16 protein-coding genes are annotated in these 17,467 nt (G+C 37.3%); 6 read left to right on the top strand and 10 right to left on the bottom strand.

Annotated features, from left to right (window positions below; genetic code table 11):
* Positions 1-19 precede the first annotated feature (19 nt).
* From ON09_RS15335 to ON09_RS15350, 4 genes are all read right to left on the bottom strand, one after another.
* Complete coding sequence (locus tag ON09_RS15335; RefSeq protein ID WP_010601947.1) at positions 20-1,282, bottom strand: tetratricopeptide repeat protein; 1,263 nt, start codon at positions 1,280-1,282, stop codon at positions 20-22.
* 129 nt (positions 1,283-1,411) lie between these two features.
* Positions 1,412-2,380 (bottom strand): FKBP-type peptidyl-prolyl cis-trans isomerase, encoded by a 969-nt coding sequence (locus ON09_RS15340; protein WP_010601948.1) that lies wholly within the window; start codon positions 2,378-2,380, stop codon positions 1,412-1,414.
* Between the two features lie 130 nt (positions 2,381-2,510).
* Complete coding sequence (locus ON09_RS15345; RefSeq protein WP_010601949.1) at positions 2,511-3,497, bottom strand: FKBP-type peptidyl-prolyl cis-trans isomerase; 987 nt, start codon at positions 3,495-3,497, stop codon at positions 2,511-2,513.
* Between the two features lie 36 nt (positions 3,498-3,533).
* Positions 3,534-4,544 (bottom strand): DHH family phosphoesterase, encoded by a 1,011-nt coding sequence (locus ON09_RS15350; RefSeq protein WP_010601950.1) that lies wholly within the window; start codon positions 4,542-4,544, stop codon positions 3,534-3,536.
* Between the two features lie 116 nt (positions 4,545-4,660).
* On the opposite strand from ON09_RS15350, the gene ON09_RS15355 reads away from it, so the two are divergent.
* The 3 genes from ON09_RS15355 (at position 4,661) to ON09_RS25465 (ending at position 6,216) form a co-directional block, all read left to right on the top strand.
* Complete coding sequence (locus tag ON09_RS15355; protein WP_010601951.1) at positions 4,661-5,080, top strand: nucleoside-diphosphate kinase; 420 nt, start codon at positions 4,661-4,663, stop codon at positions 5,078-5,080.
* 131 nt (positions 5,081-5,211) lie between these two features.
* Positions 5,212-5,982 (top strand): FKBP-type peptidyl-prolyl cis-trans isomerase, encoded by a 771-nt coding sequence (locus ON09_RS15360; protein WP_010601952.1) that lies wholly within the window; start codon positions 5,212-5,214, stop codon positions 5,980-5,982.
* Positions 5,983-6,039: 57 nt separating this feature from the next.
* The gene (locus tag ON09_RS25465) at positions 6,040-6,216 is read left to right on the top strand and encodes a hypothetical protein (RefSeq protein ID WP_010601953.1); all 177 of its coding nucleotides are present in this window, start codon (positions 6,040-6,042) and stop codon (positions 6,214-6,216) included.
* A gap of 100 nt (positions 6,217-6,316) precedes the next feature.
* Here ON09_RS25465 and ON09_RS15365 read toward each other — a convergent pair whose 3' ends face one another.
* Both ON09_RS15365 and recF read right to left on the bottom strand, forming a co-directional pair.
* Entirely contained in the window at positions 6,317-6,607 is a 291-nt protein-coding gene (locus tag ON09_RS15365) for a DUF721 domain-containing protein (RefSeq protein WP_010601954.1), read from the bottom strand.
* Complete coding sequence (gene recF, locus ON09_RS15370) at positions 6,600-7,703, bottom strand: DNA replication/repair protein RecF (protein WP_010601955.1); 1,104 nt, start codon at positions 7,701-7,703, stop codon at positions 6,600-6,602. Before recF ends, ON09_RS15365 begins: the two co-directional genes overlap by 8 nt.
* 125 nt (positions 7,704-7,828) lie before the next feature.
* Here recF and ON09_RS15375 point away from each other — a divergent pair, with 125 nt between their 5' ends.
* On the top strand, positions 7,829-8,494 hold the full coding sequence (locus ON09_RS15375) for a tetratricopeptide repeat protein (protein WP_010601956.1): 666 nt from the start codon (positions 7,829-7,831) through the stop codon (positions 8,492-8,494).
* 124 nt (positions 8,495-8,618) lie between these two features.
* Here ON09_RS15375 and ON09_RS15380 read toward each other — a convergent pair whose 3' ends face one another.
* The 4 genes from ON09_RS15380 to ON09_RS15395 form a co-directional block, all read right to left on the bottom strand.
* Complete coding sequence (locus tag ON09_RS15380) at positions 8,619-8,903, bottom strand: hypothetical protein (RefSeq protein WP_010601957.1); 285 nt, start codon at positions 8,901-8,903, stop codon at positions 8,619-8,621.
* A 27-nt stretch (positions 8,904-8,930) separates the two neighbouring features.
* Positions 8,931-9,491 carry an aminoacyl-tRNA hydrolase gene (pth, locus tag ON09_RS15385; RefSeq protein WP_010601958.1) on the bottom strand — a complete coding sequence of 187 codons (561 nt, stop codon included), beginning with the start codon at positions 9,489-9,491 and terminating at the stop codon, positions 8,931-8,933.
* A 282-nt stretch (positions 9,492-9,773) separates the two neighbouring features.
* Complete coding sequence (locus ON09_RS15390; protein ID WP_010601959.1) at positions 9,774-10,358, bottom strand: 50S ribosomal protein L25/general stress protein Ctc; 585 nt, start codon at positions 10,356-10,358, stop codon at positions 9,774-9,776.
* 86 nt (positions 10,359-10,444) lie between these two features.
* Entirely contained in the window at positions 10,445-11,386 is a 942-nt protein-coding gene (locus tag ON09_RS15395) for a ribose-phosphate pyrophosphokinase (RefSeq protein ID WP_010601960.1), read from the bottom strand.
* 368 nt (positions 11,387-11,754) lie between these two features.
* On the opposite strand from ON09_RS15395, the gene ON09_RS15405 reads away from it, so the two are divergent.
* Positions 11,755-14,781: a glycosyltransferase family 117 protein gene (locus tag ON09_RS15405; protein WP_010601961.1), complete on the top strand. Its 3,027-nt coding sequence runs from the start codon at positions 11,755-11,757 to the stop codon at positions 14,779-14,781.
* 224 nt (positions 14,782-15,005) lie between these two features.
* On the top strand, positions 15,006-17,467 hold a 2,462-nt coding region (locus ON09_RS15410), incomplete at its 3' end, for a glycosyltransferase family 117 protein (protein WP_010601962.1).

Consider the following 17,467-nt stretch of genomic DNA (forward strand, 5'->3'; position numbering starts at 1 on the left):
CTGTACCGCATTCTGGCTTTTATACTTGTTTTGAATATAGAAATAAAAATAAAATACTGCTTGATATAAATACAGATAAACTGGCGATCAAAATAATAAGCCAACGTTGTTTATTACTGATATTAAGTCTGTTTTCGAGATTTTCTTCTTTAAGCTTGAGGTTTTCAGACGCCTTTTTCTCGCTATCATATTTCACCTGCAATTCAGCAAGTGCTTTGACATAATCTTCACTTTCATTTTCTTTCCTCAACGAAATGAGTTTTTCATAATACGAAGCAGCACGTTTATAATCTCCGGTTTTACTATATAATTTGCTTAGGATGGTGTAAGCATTCTCCAGTTTTAAATCTATCTTATTTTTTTGCGCTATCAATTCCGCTTTGCGGGCATATTCAATACCTGCCGCAGGCATTTCTGACTTATTGTAAACATCAGCAAGCTCCAGATAATCACTGGCCAGCATTGCAGGATCGGCAATTTTAGCTCTTGCTATGCTGGCTTCATGCAAATAAAGTTTGGCCTTTGGAAACTGATTCCGATGGTAATAACTTCTGGCCAGAATATTCAGGCCGTTCGCCAGGTCCATCACACTATTTAATTCTTTAGCAGTTCGAATCCCTTGCAATGCATATTTTTCAGCATATTGATAATGCTTTAATAAATTATAACAAGAAGCAATATTACATAATACCGTTGCCCTGTTTTGATATTTTTTTTGAGGGTTGAGCCTAAGAACCTCGTTAAAAAAGTTGATGGCTTCGAGCGGCTTCGCATTTTCCATGTAGGCCCAGCCAATGCTGATTAAAGCGCCTGTTTTATTAGTGATATCCTTGTTTTTCTCAGCAATGTCGAGCGCCATACTAAAATGATCTACTGCGTGATTAAACAATCGTTTTTTAACGTAGCATTGGCCTTTTAAAATATAAAATTTAACTACTGAAGAATCTTTTTCGATTAAGGCAATATTTTTAAGCGCACTATCAATTGAGATGATGCAATCATCTGTTGAGGCTTCACGATATTTTATCCAGGAGCGAAAAAAGGCACTTTCGATCTTCCCGTGCTGGTAATGGTACTGATTGGAGAGATGATTGATTATGGCAATTTGCTTTTTTGCACTACTCGCATAACTACGCATAAGCATGGGTACCTGTACAATCAGCCGATCGATTTCTTTTTGTTTATTCTGACCAAAAACTTTTGCGCAACAAGCAACCAAAAGATAAAATAACAACACGATTTTGCCGTACTTATAAAAAGTAGATTGTTGCAAGCGCATCATATAGATTGGTTAGTGGTTAACCTAATTTATAAAAATTATTGCGATTGAAGTGTGAAAAAATATAGACAAAAAAAATCCCAAAAACTGACCACTAAATCAATTTTTGGGATTCATAGAAATAAGTGAAATCTATCTGTTTCCTGCTGCTACGGCGTTAGGCTTAATTATTGATTTTAATTCAATATCAAAAACCAGAGGTGTAAATGGATTGATAGGGCCGCCGCCGTTTTCTCCATAACCTAATTTAGATGGAATAATAATTTTAATTTTGCCACCAATACCGATCATCTTAACACCTTCAGCAAATCCTGCAGGCAACTGGCCCAAAACAAGCGGTCTGGCTGCGTACTGCGCCATAGGTGAATAGATCCCCGCCTCTTTCGCAATTCCTGCATTTGATGTATCGAATACATTGATTTTGCCATCAGCTTTCTTATTGGTAAACTGACCAGTATAATCCACCAAAATCGTATCTGTTAATTCAGCACGAACTGCATTTCCCGGTGCCTCGATGATATAATTTAATCCAGATGCTGTAGTTGTGATTTTTAGATCATTATCTGCAATGTACTTTGCTATTTTAGCTGCCTCGTTCGCTTTGTTTTTTGCGATCAAAACCTCATATTCTGCTTTATAAAAATCCCGTTTTTTATTTTCAAAAACTGAATCAGCTTCGTTTGCAACTTTATGCAACACCTTTTCAATTTTTACGGTAAAGGTTGCATAGTTATTTTTAGCCTCTGCTGGTTTTGGCTGTCCAGAATATTTGGCCATTGAATCCAAATTGAGTTTAAATGAGGCGCTATCACCTTCACCCAAAAGCTTCAATGCAGAAACCAGGTCACCTTTAAACATCGATTTCGTTACCGGGAAAAATGCCGGGCGTTCATTATCGTAAGTATTCACTAGCGTTGAGTCTCCATCTTTTGTCTCAATCATCTGTATTCCATTAAACTTAATGAAATCGCCTTCCTGAATTTTAGGTTTTCCCTCACTTTTGTAAATTTTATAGGTCATGTCTCCCTCGCCCTTTTCAAATTTATTACAAGCAGTTAGACCCAGAATTGCAGCAAATAAAATTATTAATGTTCTTTTCATTATTGTTTAGATTGTATTGTAGACCATGAACCTAATTTGCGTTCATTTCGTCGTTTGGCAGGCTTTTAAACACAAAAATCTTGCCCAATATTACTGGGCAAGATTTTTTATTCATTAGATTATAAACTTCTTATTTAATAGCAGGTGCTGCCGGGGCTGCAGGAGTTGGTGCTGTACCTTTTTTGATGTCAGTAATTTCGATATCAAAAACGATTGGACTGTATGGTAAAATACCTACCTGAGGAGCGCCTTGCTCACCATATCCAAGTTTTGAAGGGATAATGGCTGTAATTTTACCACCTTTACCAATTAACTGAATTGCTTCTGTAAAACCAGGAATAGTTGATCCAATAGCCATTTTAGTTGGGCCATATGGTCTTCCTGCTTGAAATTTACCTTCTTCTTTAGCAGTTTTTTCATCGCTGGTATCAAAAATAGGGTATTTTCCTTTATCATTTTTCTTCGTAACCCTACCTGTATAACTTAAAGTAACGGTATCGCCTAAAGCGGCTCTTTCTGCGTTACCCGGAGTTTTGATAATATATTGCAGACCGGTTGCCGAAGTAGTTGTTTTTAAATTGTTATCTGCAATGTAGGCTTTCAACTTTCCTTCTTCCGCATTTTTCTTTTTATCCGCACTTGCTTTGAAATCAGCCTGGAAAAACTCACCAGCTCTTTTGTTGAAAGTTGAATCAGCTTCGCCCGCTTTCTTAGCAAATACTTTTTCAATTTTCACTGTAAAAGTGATGTATTTATCATTTTTGAATTGCTCTGGCTTAGGTTGTTTGCTATAGAAAGCCATTGTATCAAGGTTTACTTTGAAAGTTGCACTATCACCTTCTCCAAACAAGGTTAGTACATCATTCATATCACCAGCATACATTTTTTTCTGAACAGGAAATACCTGAGGGCTTTCCATGTCATAAGTGCTGCCTAAAACCGAATCTTTATCATTTTTCTGAATAAAGTTCATTTTAACGATATCACCTTCTTTAATTTTTTCATTTCCTTCAGAATGGTGAATAGTATATAACAAACCACCCGCTCCCTTTTTTTCTTTGTTACAAGCAGCTAAACCTAAAGTTGCCGCTAAAAGAACAATTATTCCTTTTTTCATTTTTATAATTAAACTTGTTTTTATTTGGTTTCTTGCTTATGCAATTAATTGATTTTTATATTCCTCGAGTATAGATTTAAATTCCTCTACTACCTCATTCAACGGTTTTTCTGAAGCGCCGCCGGCAGCATTTCTGTGCCCGCCACCGTTAAAGTATTTCTTGCAAATTTCGTTTGCAGGGAAATCGCCTGTAGATCGAACCGATAGCTTCACTTTGTCTGTTCTTTCGATAATTAGCGCCGCCAGGCGAACACCATTAATTGATAGAGCGTAATTTACAACACCCTCGGTATCGCCGGTTTCACTTTTAAAGCGATAAAGCTCCTCTTTTGTTACAGAAATTATTGCTGTATTATATTCCCTGATTACCTCTAGTTTGTTTGATAAACAGTAACCCAGAAAACGCAAACGATCCTCGCTGGCATTATCGTAAACTGCCTGATGAATTTTCCAGTGTTCTGCACCAAGATCAATTAAATCAGCAGCAATGCGATAAACATTTGATGTTGCGGACTCAAAACGAAACGAACCTGAATCTGTCATGATTCCTGTGTATAAACAAGATGCCACATCTTTGTTAATCCCTGCTTTGTCATCTAATTGGTTCACAATAAAATCATAAACCAATTGTGCAGCAGCACAGGCATTGATATCCCAATGACGATAATCGTCAAAATCTTCGGGTTCCAGGTGATGATCTATCATCACCTTTTTAGCGCCAGCAGCCCTCACCAATTCGCCAAGCTCATTGATGCGACCTAAGGTACTAAAGTCTAAACAAAAAATAATGGAAGCTTCATCTACCAATTTTGTAGCCTTTTCCTGCTCTTCAGTAAAGATGATTACATCTCCGTTATTCGGCATCCAGTGCAAAAAACTAGGATAATCGGTTGGCGTAACCACTTTTACATGATGACCTTTTTGAATCAGATATCCATATAAACCTAATGATGAGCCCATTGCATCGCCATCAGGTTTATGATGCGTAGTGATCACAATTCGTTGTGGCGTAGCCAGTAGGGATTTTAATTCTGTTAATGTCAACATATATTTTTGCGCTGCAAAGCTAAGTAAAAATTAATATTAATGTCAGCTATTTAACGTTATCCTTTTAATATTCATCAATTAAAACGTATTTTTGCAGAAAATTTCATATTCATACAATGAGCACTAACAGAACTTTTACAATGATCAAGCCTGATGCAGTTGCAAACGGCCACATCGGATCGATCATAAACGACATTACCAATGCAGGTTTCAAAATTGTTGCATTAAAATATACAAAGTTAACTGATGAAACTGCTGGTCAGTTTTATGCAGTTCACGCTGAACGTCCTTTCTACAAAGATTTAGTAAGCTTTATGTCTTCAGGACCTATCGTTGCTGCCATTTTAGAAAAAGATAATGCAATTGAAGATTTCAGAAAATTAATTGGCGCTACTAACCCAGCTGAAGCTGCTGAAGGAACTATCCGTCAGAAATATGCGAAATCAATTGATGCTAATGCGGTTCACGGATCAGACTCTGATGAAAACGCTGAAATCGAAGGCAACTTCTTCTTCAAAGCAGATGAGCGTTTCTAGTCTTTTATAAGAGAAAAAATTACAATGAAACCTCGATCATTCGGGGTTTTATTGTTTTATCAATTTTGTATCTTTCCAACTTAAAATAATCAACCGGATATAACGTTGAAAATATCACAACACCATACACAATGAAGAAATTTTTATTAGCGGTATGCATTTCAAGTATCGCTGTTGCAGCAAATGCACAAACTAAAACTGCTGCAAAAAAACCTGTTGCCAGGAAAACCGTTACGACCACAAAAACAACTACGGTTACTACCGGACTGAGATCAGGCCTCGATTCTACGAGTTACGCTTTCGGAACTTCAATCGGATCGGGCTTAAAATCCACCGGTTTATCTACGTTAAATTACGACGTTTTGTTGAAGGGATTGAAAGACGCATTTACCGGCGGTAAAGTTATTTTAACCCAGGAACAAGCCCAACAGTGTATTAACGAAGCTATTACAAAAGCATCAGCAGTAAAAAACAAAGCTGAAGCTGAAGCAAACAAAATTAAATTTGCACCCATGATAAAAGAAGGACAAGATTTCTTAGAACAAAACAAAAAACGTGCTGGCGTACAAACAACAGCCAGCGGTTTACAATACGAGGTTTTAACTGCCGGAACTGGCGTAAAACCAACAGCTACTGATTCAGTTTTGGTTCATTACAAAGGAACTTTATTAAACGGCAAACAATTTGATAGCTCTTATGACAGAGGCGAGCCAATTAGTTTCCCGTTAAACAGGGTTATACCTGGGTGGACTGAAGGCGTTCAGTTAATGCCTGCAGGCTCAAAATATAAGTTCTTCATTCCGTATAACTTAGCTTATGGCGAACGCGGCGCAGGTGCTGATATTCCACCATATAGTGCTTTAATTTTTGAAGTAGAATTGTTAAAAGTTAACGGCAAATAGCCTTAATTAAAACTTTCTTTACGCTTTGATGTTAGCATATACATAATTTAACATCATATGAAAAAGATACTACCTATAGCACTAATCGCATTTTTATGCACTACCTTAAGCAGTTGTGAACTTGTTGGAGGTATATTTAAAGCCGGCATTTGGTCTGGTATCATTATAGTTGTAGTGGTAGTTGCACTACTGATCTGGATTTTGGCCAAAATATTTGGTGGCGGAAGAAGCTAGTTTTAGCCCGGCATCCTTAAGTTTGGAGCCCAAATAATAAGCCTGATTATTTTCATAATCAGGCTTATTATATTACAAGCATATGCTATTAGATGTAATTTTAAAGAAACACCATTTCAGTGATTACCTGACTACCGGCATGTTCGTTTAACTTTTGAATAATCCCTTGTCTAACCAACACCAGTTCATTTTTAATCACCGAAGATTCTATTCTGATAAATAATTTTTTATCATGAATATAAAGTTGGGTGGTTCTGTTGGCAATAGCGGTCCCCATAATTTCAGGCCACACCGCCAAAATAGAGGTTTCATCGAATTTACGGCGTAAGCGATACACGTCAAGCATTTTGCTCACGGCATCTTTCATGGTAATATCATTCGGTTTACGCATTTTTTATTTGTCCCTCTTCTACTTCAAACAAAGTTACATCAACTTCTATTTTTTCAAAAATAGATTTCACTCTTTCTTTCCCTGTATCGGTAATAAATATTTGTCCGAAATCGTGATGAGAGACCATTTGCATCAACTTCTGCACCCGGCTATCATCTAATTTATCAAATATATCATCGAGCAGAAGCAATGGTTTGAATCCTTTGTTTTTGGCGAGATAGGCATACTGTGCTATCTTCAACGCAATTAAGAAAGATTTCTGCTGGCCCTGTGATCCAAACTTCTTTAGGGGCATTCCGCTAATTACAAAAGCCAGCTCATCTTTGTGAATGCCCGTGGTGGTACGTTCTAAAACCCGATCCTTTTCAACCGACTTTTGCAGCAACTCACCAAAAGCACTATCATTCAACTGAGATTGATAATTTAATTCAACGGTTTCTTTATTTTCAGTAAGGTAGGTATAATATTGATTAAACAGCGGAATAAACTCATCCATAAAAGCCTTTCGGGTGGCAAATATTTTATTCCCCGCTAAAACCAGTTGCTCATCCAAAATCTCCAATAATGTAGGATCATATTTTCGGGTAATTGCAATTTGTTTTAGCAATGCATTTCTGTTGAGAAGAATTCTATTGTAAGAGATTAGCTGATCGAGATAGTGTGAATCGGTTTGAGAAATGACGTTGTCAATAAACTTTCTGCGTTCCTCGCTCCCTTCCATAATTAAATTCACATCATATGGAGAAACCATTACTACAGGAAATAATCCAATATGGTCTGCAAGTTTATCGTATTCCTTTTTATTGCGTTTAAACTGTTTTTTCTGGTTACGCTTTACGCCACATGAAATTTTTTCGTTTTTATTGCTTCGGTCAAAATCGCCCTGAATCATAAAAATTTCCTGACCTGCTTTTATTTGCTGGCCATCAATAGGATTAAAATAGCTTTTACAAAGGCAGAGGTAATGAATCGCATCGAGCATATTGGTTTTACCAGAGCCATTATCACCCGTAAAAACGTTTACCGTATCCGAAAACTGGATGTCAGCATCGTTATAGTTTTTGAAATTTAGAAGCGTAATATTCTTTAACCACATAAATATGGCGCAATTTACCGTTTTTTACCCTCTAAATAACTAATGTTTAATTAAATACTTCAAAATAAAGATTGATTCTTTGATTGAAAAATGTATTTTTGCAATCTTAAATTTTTTAAACAAACATGTCTACAACAGATAACCAGACAATTCAACCTACTAAAAAAGGTTCATTCTTACAGGAAAATAACAAGAGCTTACTATTTATAGCAGGTGCTGTGGTTTTATTAATTGGTGTATATTTTTGGTATCAAAATGTGTACTTGAAAGGTCGTGCCGAAGAAGCTGCAAGCAAAATGTTTAAAGCAGAACAATATATCGGTGTAGATTCTTTATCTAACAAAGCAATTAAAGGCGAAGGTGGTTATCCTGGTTTGGAGCAAATCGCTAAAGAATATGATAATACAAAATCGGCTAACTTAGCCAACTTATATTTAGGCGGAATTTACTTGCGTAAAGGCGACTATAAACAAGCTGTGGAATCATTAAGTAAATATAGCGCTACTGGAAGCCCGGTTGCAGACCCTTTAGCTTTAGGTTTATTGGGTGATGCTTACAGTGAATTAAAAGACTACAAACAAGCTTCAACATATTACAAAAAAGCTTCTGATAAAGCAAGCAAATTCACTTCTCCAATGTTTCTTAAAAAATTAGGTTTGGTTGCAGAAAATCAAAAAGATTTTAAAGGTGCAGTTGAGGCTTACACCAAAATCAAAACGCAATACCCTGAAAGTGCCGAGGCGCAAATGATTGATGCCTATATCGCAAGGGCTGAAGAACAAGTTAAATAATCATTTAGCTAATACAATATAATGAAGAGATCATCGAAAGGTGGTCTCTTTTTTTGTGCCAGATATTTTATTGATCTTAGTTATTAATCAACAAGGAAACTGAAACGTTTGTGCCTCGAATTCTTTACAGAAATCTTGTTACCAACATTTCCCACTCTTCTTCCAAAGAAACATTCGGACGAGTTTCCTTTGCTTTCCTGTACCAGTAATCGGCATTCCAGATATCACCTTCTTTGCGATGTAAATAGGCATGAATACGAGAAGAAGAGATATCACTTAAATGGTCCACTTCATTATGGGCATTGTTCCACTCTCCCTTGCCATCATACCAAAGTGCCTTTAATGGAACAGACAGATTTGGCTTTGGCTGATCTAATTTTAAGGAATCCCGGAATTCAGCTAAAGTCATAAGAGGTTTTTAGGGTATTATTTACGATTATTTATTGAAAGCGGTCATGGTGTGCGCCGGACCAACAGTTACATAACTTTTAATCAAATCTACACTTTTATCAATTAAGGCTGGAAGCTCGAGCTGTTCATCTTTATCGAACAAACCTAAAACAAAATCTACCTGACGGCCTTTTGGATAATCGCTACCAATACCAAAACGTAAACGGGCATAATTTTGTCCGCCGCAAACCTCTTCTATACTTTTTAAACCATTATGCCCGGCGCTGGAGCCCTGAAGCTTTAATCGCAATTTGCCAAGGGGCAAGGCGAGATCATCCACTACTACCAGAACATTTTCTGGAGCGATCTTTAATTCTTTCATCCAGTAATTTACAGCCTTACCGCTTAGGTTCATGAAAGTGGTAGGTTTAATTACGTGAAGTTTTTTTCCTTTAAAACTCACTTCAGCATAATAAGCTAAACGGATGTTATCAAAACTTCCACCTAAATCTTTAACGAGCTGATCGGCAATATCAAAACCTATGTTATGACGTGTATGGGCATAATCCGGACCTATATTACCTAAGCCAATGATAAGATATTTCATGGCGCAAAGGTAAAGCTTAATGCGGAAAGACCAAAGATAAAAGCGGAAGCTTAAAGCAAAAAGCTCAAAGATTAAAGCTGAAGAAAGAATATTCAGAAAATACTATATATCGTCATCATCCTGAATTCATTCCAGAACCTTAATAATAACCTCATTAAAAATCCATACAATTTGCGACAGCGGAATGACTTGGTATCGGAAAGATTATTTGCAAAAATATTAAAACAAAAAAAACGGCTCGAAAATTCGAGCCGTTTTTTTTTTAAAATCAAGAAAGCTTGATTATTTTTTACCTTTAGCAGCTTCAGTTTCTGCTTGTTTTAATGCTCTAGACATTGCAACAGAAACGATAGTATCTTCAGGAGTGTTAGTGATTACGAATCCGTCAACTTTAAGGTCGCGAACGCGGAATAAACTACCTACTTCTAATTTCTCTAAGCTTACTTCAACGTTTTGTGGCATGTTAGCTGGTAAAGCTTTAACGCGAAGTTTACGTAATTTCTGAATTAATTTACCCCCCATTTTAACACCTGGAGAAGTTCCTGTTAATTTAACTGGAATTTCCATTACGATTTCTTTCTCGTCGAATAACTGAAGAAAATCGATGTGCATTAACACGTCAGTAAGTGGGTGGTATTGAGTGTCTTTAACGATTGCTTTAGTTTTAGCACCGTTAACATCAATTTCCACAAAATTTACTTCCGGGGTATAAATAACATCTCTTAAATCAGCAATAACTACAGCTAAGTGTTGTTGCTCTTTTCCACCATACAATACCGCCGGAACCTTACCTTCGTAACGAAGTTCCTTGGCATCGCGTTTCCCTACGTTCTCTCTTGGAGAACCGCTAATTGCGATTGTTTTCATTTTATTTATATTTATTTATTAGTAGTAAGTATCAAGTATTGAGTATAAAGACATTAAGTCTTAACCCCCTACCCTCTACCTAAATTTTATACTCTAAACAAGTCACTAATCGAACCGTGTTCATTTACATTGGCGATTGCCCTCGCAAACAAACTTGCTGTGCTTAGCACTCTTATTTTCTCGCTCTCCACTCTTAATGGAATCGTATCAGTCACGATCAATTCTGTTAAAACTGAATTTTCTACCGTTTCTACCGCTTTACCTGATAACACAGCATGCGTACAAACCGCTCTAACACTTGCAGCACCATTTTCCATAATCAGGGCCGCAGCTTTTGATAGCGTACCGGCGGTATCGCAAATATCATCAATCAACACTACATCTTGTCCGGTTACATCTCCAATAATCGACATTGATTCGATTTCATTGGCACGTTTACGGCGTTTATCACAGATAATCACTTCAGCATTGAAAAACTTTGCAAAAGTACGGGCCCGGTATGAACCACCCATATCTGGCGATGCAATAGTTAAATTTGGCAGGTTTAAGCTTTTAATATAAGGAACAAAGATTACCGATCCATCTAAGTGATCTACCGGAATATCAAAGAACCCTTGAATCTGAGCCGCATGCAAATCCATTGTCATGATGCGGTGAATACCTGCCGATTTCAATAAATTAGCTACCAATTTAGCGCCGATTGCTACACGAGGTTTATCTTTTCTATCCTGACGGGCCAAACCATAATAAGGAACAACTGCTGTAATGTAATGTGCCGATGCTCTTTTAGCAGCATCAACCATTAGCAAAAGTTCCATTAAATTATCGCTGGGCTGATAAGTAGATTGGATTAAAAAAACGTCACAGCCACGTATCGATTCATCAAAAGAAGGTTGAAATTCGCCATCACTGAATTTGTGAATGGTTACATCACCAAGAGGTTTGCCGTAACTTTCAGCAATTTTTAGTGATAGTCCTCTAGAACCTGTTCCGGAAAATAACTTTACCGGGTTAAACTGCAATGGCATGATCCGTGTAGTTTACGGTTAAAAAAAAATCGGATCATGTCATTTTACAAACACGATCCGACATTAAATTTTCGTTGTCCGACCTGGATTCGAACCAAGACAAACGGTACCAAAAACCGTTGTACTACCCTTATACTATCGGACAATCTTTTCCGAGAACGTATCCTCGAAAGGGAATGCAAATGTAGGAAGCTTATTTTAATTTTGCAAGAGTGATTTTAAAATATTTTAAATTTCTTCCTGCCCTTCCTTTGTTGCGTTGCAAAGATAAAAAAATCATCATATCGGATGCAACATTTTATTTTTTTATACGACTTTTTTAAGTGAGAACCATTTAAATCATTTATTATCAAAGACTAAATTTTACTATGAATTATTCAAAAATTAATACCATCACGGGTTGGTTGTGCTTTTCTATTGCCGCAATCACTTATATTCTCACGTTAGATCAATCTGTAAGTTTCTGGGATTGTGGAGAATTTATTGCTTCTGCCTTCCGAATGCAAGTGGTTCATCAGCCAGGGGCCCCTATCGTTTCGATGATTCAGCGGTTATTTTCTACCCTGGCCCTGGGCGATAAAAATATGATTGCTTACTTTATGAACGTTTCATCGGCCTTGGCTAGCGCCGGAACTATTCTTTTCCTTTTCTGGACCATCACCGCTTTGGCCAAAAAGACCATCATAAAAAAAATAGAAGAAATAACGAGCGCTCAAATCATCAGCATTATTGGTGCTGGTTTGGTTGGTGCATTGGCTTACGCATTTTCAGATAGTTTTTGGTTTTCGGCTGTTGAGGCTGAAGTATATGCGATGTCGTCTCTTTGTACCGCAATTGTTTTTTGGGGAATACTCAAATGGGAATCTATAGCAGATGAACCAGAAGCAGACCGTTGGTTGCTTTTTGTGGCATACATTATGGGGCTTTCGATTGGTGTGCACCTGTTAAATTTATTAGCTATCCCAGCTTTAATTTTTGTTTATTATTTCAAAAAGAATCCGAATCCAAACTGGAAAAGTATACTCAAAGTTTTTATGATTTCTATTTTGGCACTGGCATTTGTTCAGTTCGGCATTATCCAATATATGATTTCTTTTGCCGCGAACTTTGATTACTTTTTTGTAAATACAATCGGTTTAGGTTTCGGTTCTGGAATTTTGTTCTTCGCCGTATTGGTTATTGGAGCATTGGTTTATGGCGTACTTTATTCCATCCGTAAGCATAAAAAAGGATTGAATTTAATCATGCTGTTCACTACTCTTTTAATCTTTGGTTACAGTTCTTTTGCTGTTTTAATTATAAGAGCACATGCAAAACCCAACTTAAATAATACCGATCCTGAAAATGCTTTTAATTTTTTAAGCTATGTAAACCGATCTCAATATGGCGATCGTCCTTTGCTTTATGGTGAAAACTATACCTCAGAAAAAATCGACATTAAAGAAACCGGACAACTTTACAGAAAAGGAAAAGATAAATATGAATCTGCAGGAACCAAATCTGAATACGTTTTTGCAGATAAAACCCTGGCGCCAAGAATGTACAGTGATAAAGCAGAGCATATTAATTTTTATAAAAACTATATGGGATTTGATGATGCACATCAGCCAACTTTAGCGGATAACCTGAGTTACATGTTTTCATTTCAAACCGGACAAATGTACATGCGTTACTTTATGTGGAATTTTGCAGGCAGGCAGGATAATGAAGATGGGCAATTAGGTGGTCGCAACGGGGCCTGGTTAAGTGGTATTAAACCAATCGATGCCGTTAGACTTGGAAATCAAACCAATCTACCTCCATCTATTACCGAAAACAAAGCTTATAACCGTTTCTTCTTTTTACCATTGATTATAGGTTTAATAGGTGCGGTATGGCATTTCAAACGCAATCAAAAAGATGCAGGTATTATTGGTTTGCTGTTTGTTTTTACGGGAGTAGCAATTGTAATTTACCTGAATTCTGTTCCCATCGAACCCCGCGAAAGAGATTATGCTTATGTAGGATCATTTTACGCTTTTGCCATTTGGATTGGTTTAGGTGTTTTCGGACTTAAAGATTGGATTTTCCAGAAATTGTCTCCCGCAAAAGCCAGTGTTTTAGCTTCAGTACTGGCCGTTCTAGCAGTTCCGGTTTTAATGGCAACTCAAGGCTGGGATGATCATGATCGTTCGGACAGTCATGTGGCGCATGATATGGCGGTGAATTATCTAGAGTCTTGTGCTCCAAATGCTATTCTATTTACTTATGGCGATAACGATACGTATCCGGTTTGGTATGCCCAAGAGGTTGAAAATGTTCGTCCGGATGTTCGCGTGGTAAATTTAAGTTTATTTACTGCCGATTGGTATATCGACGGTTTGAAGCGGAAGCAAAACCAATCTGAGCCTTTGCCACTAACCATCAAACCTGAACAATATGTGGCCGGCACCAGAGACGTAATGTATTATCAGGATTTTAAAATCGCTCAGCATGTTGAGCTGAAAGATATTCTGGAAGTACTGCTTTCTGAAAACGATCAGGATAAAGCTACCATGAGCGATGGCTCGAAGTATAATATCCTGCCTACCAAAAACCTGAAATTAACCGTAAACCCTAAACAGGTTTTAGATACCGGAACAGTTCCTAAAGAAGATGCGGGCAAAATTGCCTACAGTATGGAATGGACTTATGCCGGGAACTATGTTAGTAAAGGCACCTTGGCTTTGTTTGATATTTTAACACACAACAATTGGGAACGCCCCATTTACTTTACCAATACCATGCCCAAAGATCAATATATAGGGCTTGATAAATACCTTTACACTGAAGGGATGAATAAAAGATTGCTTCCATTAAAACCAGATAGTGCTGTATCTGAAAATGAGGAATTGATTAATCCGAAACCGATGTTTAACAATTTGATGAAAGTGTATGCTTATGGAAATATCAAAAACGCCAATCACCTTGACAGACAATCGGCAGATGATGTAACTTATGTTTCGAACATGTTCGGTGGCTTATTAACGAAACTCATCGATGAAGGAAAAATCAATGAAGGAAAAGAATTAGTGAATAAATATTTTCAGGTGATTCCAAATCGTTTTTATACGATGCGCCACGTAGTGAGCACTTTCTACGTTACAGAAAGCCTTTATCGCTTAAAAGATCTAAACCAGGCAAATGCATTGATCAGTAAATCTGCCGAGCACATCAATAAAGAGTTAACTTATTTAGCCGATGTATCAGAGAGTAAAAATCAACTGGCATCAGAACAAAATGTTCGTATTTACCTAACTTATCTGGCACAGATGGTGAAGCTAACCCAAACATTTAAACAGTATGAGCTTAGCAAAAAAATAGAAAATCAGTATAATGGATTGATCAATCGCTTTACGCCATTCGCTGCAGGCTAAATTACAGCGCATAAATATAACCCGTAAACAGCATTTCAGATTCTGTTTATGGGTTTTTCAATTTTAAAGAAGATGGAAAGGTGTAAAAATGCTCTATCAAAATGCGCTGAAGCCGTTAAATATTGTTAAATCAATCCAAAAATTTACCTGTTTTATCGACTAGAATAGTTAATTTCGGCAGCATTTTTATGTGAAAACAGTTTTTAATATCATTAAATAAACCAATGAATTATTCAAAAGTCAATAACATAGTAGGCTGGATCTGCTTTTTAATTTCCACAATAACTTACGTTTTAACCCTCGAGCCATCAGCAAGTTTCTGGGACTGCGGAGAATTTATCGCGTCAGCATTTAGAATGCAGGTAGTACACCAGCCAGGTGCACCATTGTTCTTGATGATCCAACGTTTCTTCTCGGTTTTCGCCGCAGGAGATTTAACCCGCATTGCTTACTGGATGAACATTGGTTCGGCTATTTCTAGTGCGGCTACCATCCTATTTTTATTCTGGACCATCACAGCATTAGCTAAAAAGACCATTGTAAAGGTTGGCGAACAATTAACAACCGGCAACTTAATCAGTATTATGGGTGCTGGAGCCGTAGGTGCTTTAGCTTATACTTTTTCTGATAGTTTTTGGTTTTCTGCTGTAGAATCTGAAGTTTATGCCCAATCCTCTTTATTTACTGCCATTGTATTTTGGGCAATACTAAAATGGGAAGCACATGCCGATGAACCAAAAGCCGATCGCTGGTTATTGTTCATCGCTTACATCATGGGTTTATCAATTGGTATTCACTTGTTAAACTTATTAACTATTCCAGCGTTAGCATTTATCTATTATTTCAAAAGAACAGGCAAAGCCACCACTTCAGGAATTGTAAAAACCCTGGTTGTCGGCATTTTGATCCTTGCAGTAATTCAATATGGTATCATCCAGTATTTGGTTTCATTTGGCGCTTACTTCGACTTATTCTTTGTAAATACTTTAGGTTTAGGCTTTGGAACCGGTGTATTGTTTTTTGCCATTTTATTAATTGCAGTATTGGTTTGGGGAATTCGTTATTCTATCAAGCACCAAAAGAAATTATTAAACCTAGGCTTGATCTCTACCGTATTGATCATTTTTGGCTATGCTTCTTTCTCAATGATTATCATCAGGGCAAAAGCGGATCCAAACTTAAATAATAGTGCACCAAAAGATGCTTTCTCATTCCTAAGCTACTTAAACCGTGAACAATACGGCGATAGACCCTTAGGTTATGGTCCGAATTATAATTCAGAACGCACAGGCATTAAAGAAGGCGGAAAAACGATCTGGAGAAAAGGTAACGACAAATACGAGAAAGCTGGTGTAAAAACCGATTACGAGTATAATAACAATACTTTATTGCCTCGTATGTATAGCGATGACGCGAGACATGCGGCTTTTTACAAAGAATGGATGCGTTTGGATGATGCCAAGGTGCCTAACCTGGTTGACAACGTTGGTTTCTTATTCAGCTACCAGATTGGTTATATGTACATGCGCTACTTTATGTGGAATTTCGCTGGTCGCCAAAATGATGAACAAGGGCAAGGAAGTGGCCATGAAGGCACATGGATAAGCGGAATTAAACCAATTGATGCATTGTTAAGGGGAAATCAGGACAACTTACCTCCATCAACTGTTGACAATAATGCATACAACCGCTTCTTCTTTTTACCATTAATTATGGGAATCATCGGCGCTTTATGGCACTTTAAACGTAACCAAAAAGATGCAGGTGTCGTGGCTTTATTATTTTTCTTTACTGGTATTGCCATTGTTTTATACCTCAATCAAAAACCTTTGGAGCCACGCGAGCGTGACTATGCTTATGTAGGATCGTTTTATGCCTTTGCCATTTGGATTGGCCTTGGGGCACTGGCGATTAAAGAATGGTTGTTTAAAAAACTTTCGCCAACCAATGGTGCTGTGGCTGCCACAGTGATCGGTTTATTAGCCGCTCCGGTAATTATGGCTCAGCAAGGATGGGATGATCACGATCGCTCAACCAAATTGGTACCTCATGATATTGCTTTAGATTATTTACAATCCTGCGCACCTAATGCAATCTTATTTACTTACGGCGATAATGATACTTATCCGTTGTGGTATATTCAGGAGGTTGAAAATGTGCGTCCGGATATTCGTATTGTAAACCTGAGTTTGTTTGATACAGACTGGTACATCAACGGTGCGAAAAAGAAACAAAACGAATCAGAGCCGCTTCCAATTTCAATGAAGCCAGAACAATATGTTCAAGGCGAACGTGACGTAATGCCGTTTGACCAGAAAATTGACGGAACAGTTGAGTTGAAAGATATTGTTGAGCTCTTACTTTCTGATAACGATGGTGATAAAGTGATGATGCAGGATGGAACAAAATCCAACTTCCTGCCAACTAAAAACTTCAAAATTACCGTTAACCCGCAACAAGTGTTAAGCACCGGTACTGTTAGTGCAGCTGATGCATCGAAAATTGTTCCTGAAATGACGTGGACTTTTAATAAGGGATATGTAACCAAAGGAACCTTGGCTATGCTCGATATTCTTGCGCACAATGACTGGAAACGTCCGATTTATTTTGCTTCTACAGTTCCATCAGACCAGTACAATGGTTTAGATAAATATTTATACAGTGAAGGTTTAGCTTTACGTTTAAT

Source organism: Pedobacter agri PB92 (assembly GCF_000258495.1).
Taxonomy (GTDB): Bacteria; Bacteroidota; Bacteroidia; order Sphingobacteriales; family Sphingobacteriaceae; genus Pedobacter; species Pedobacter agri.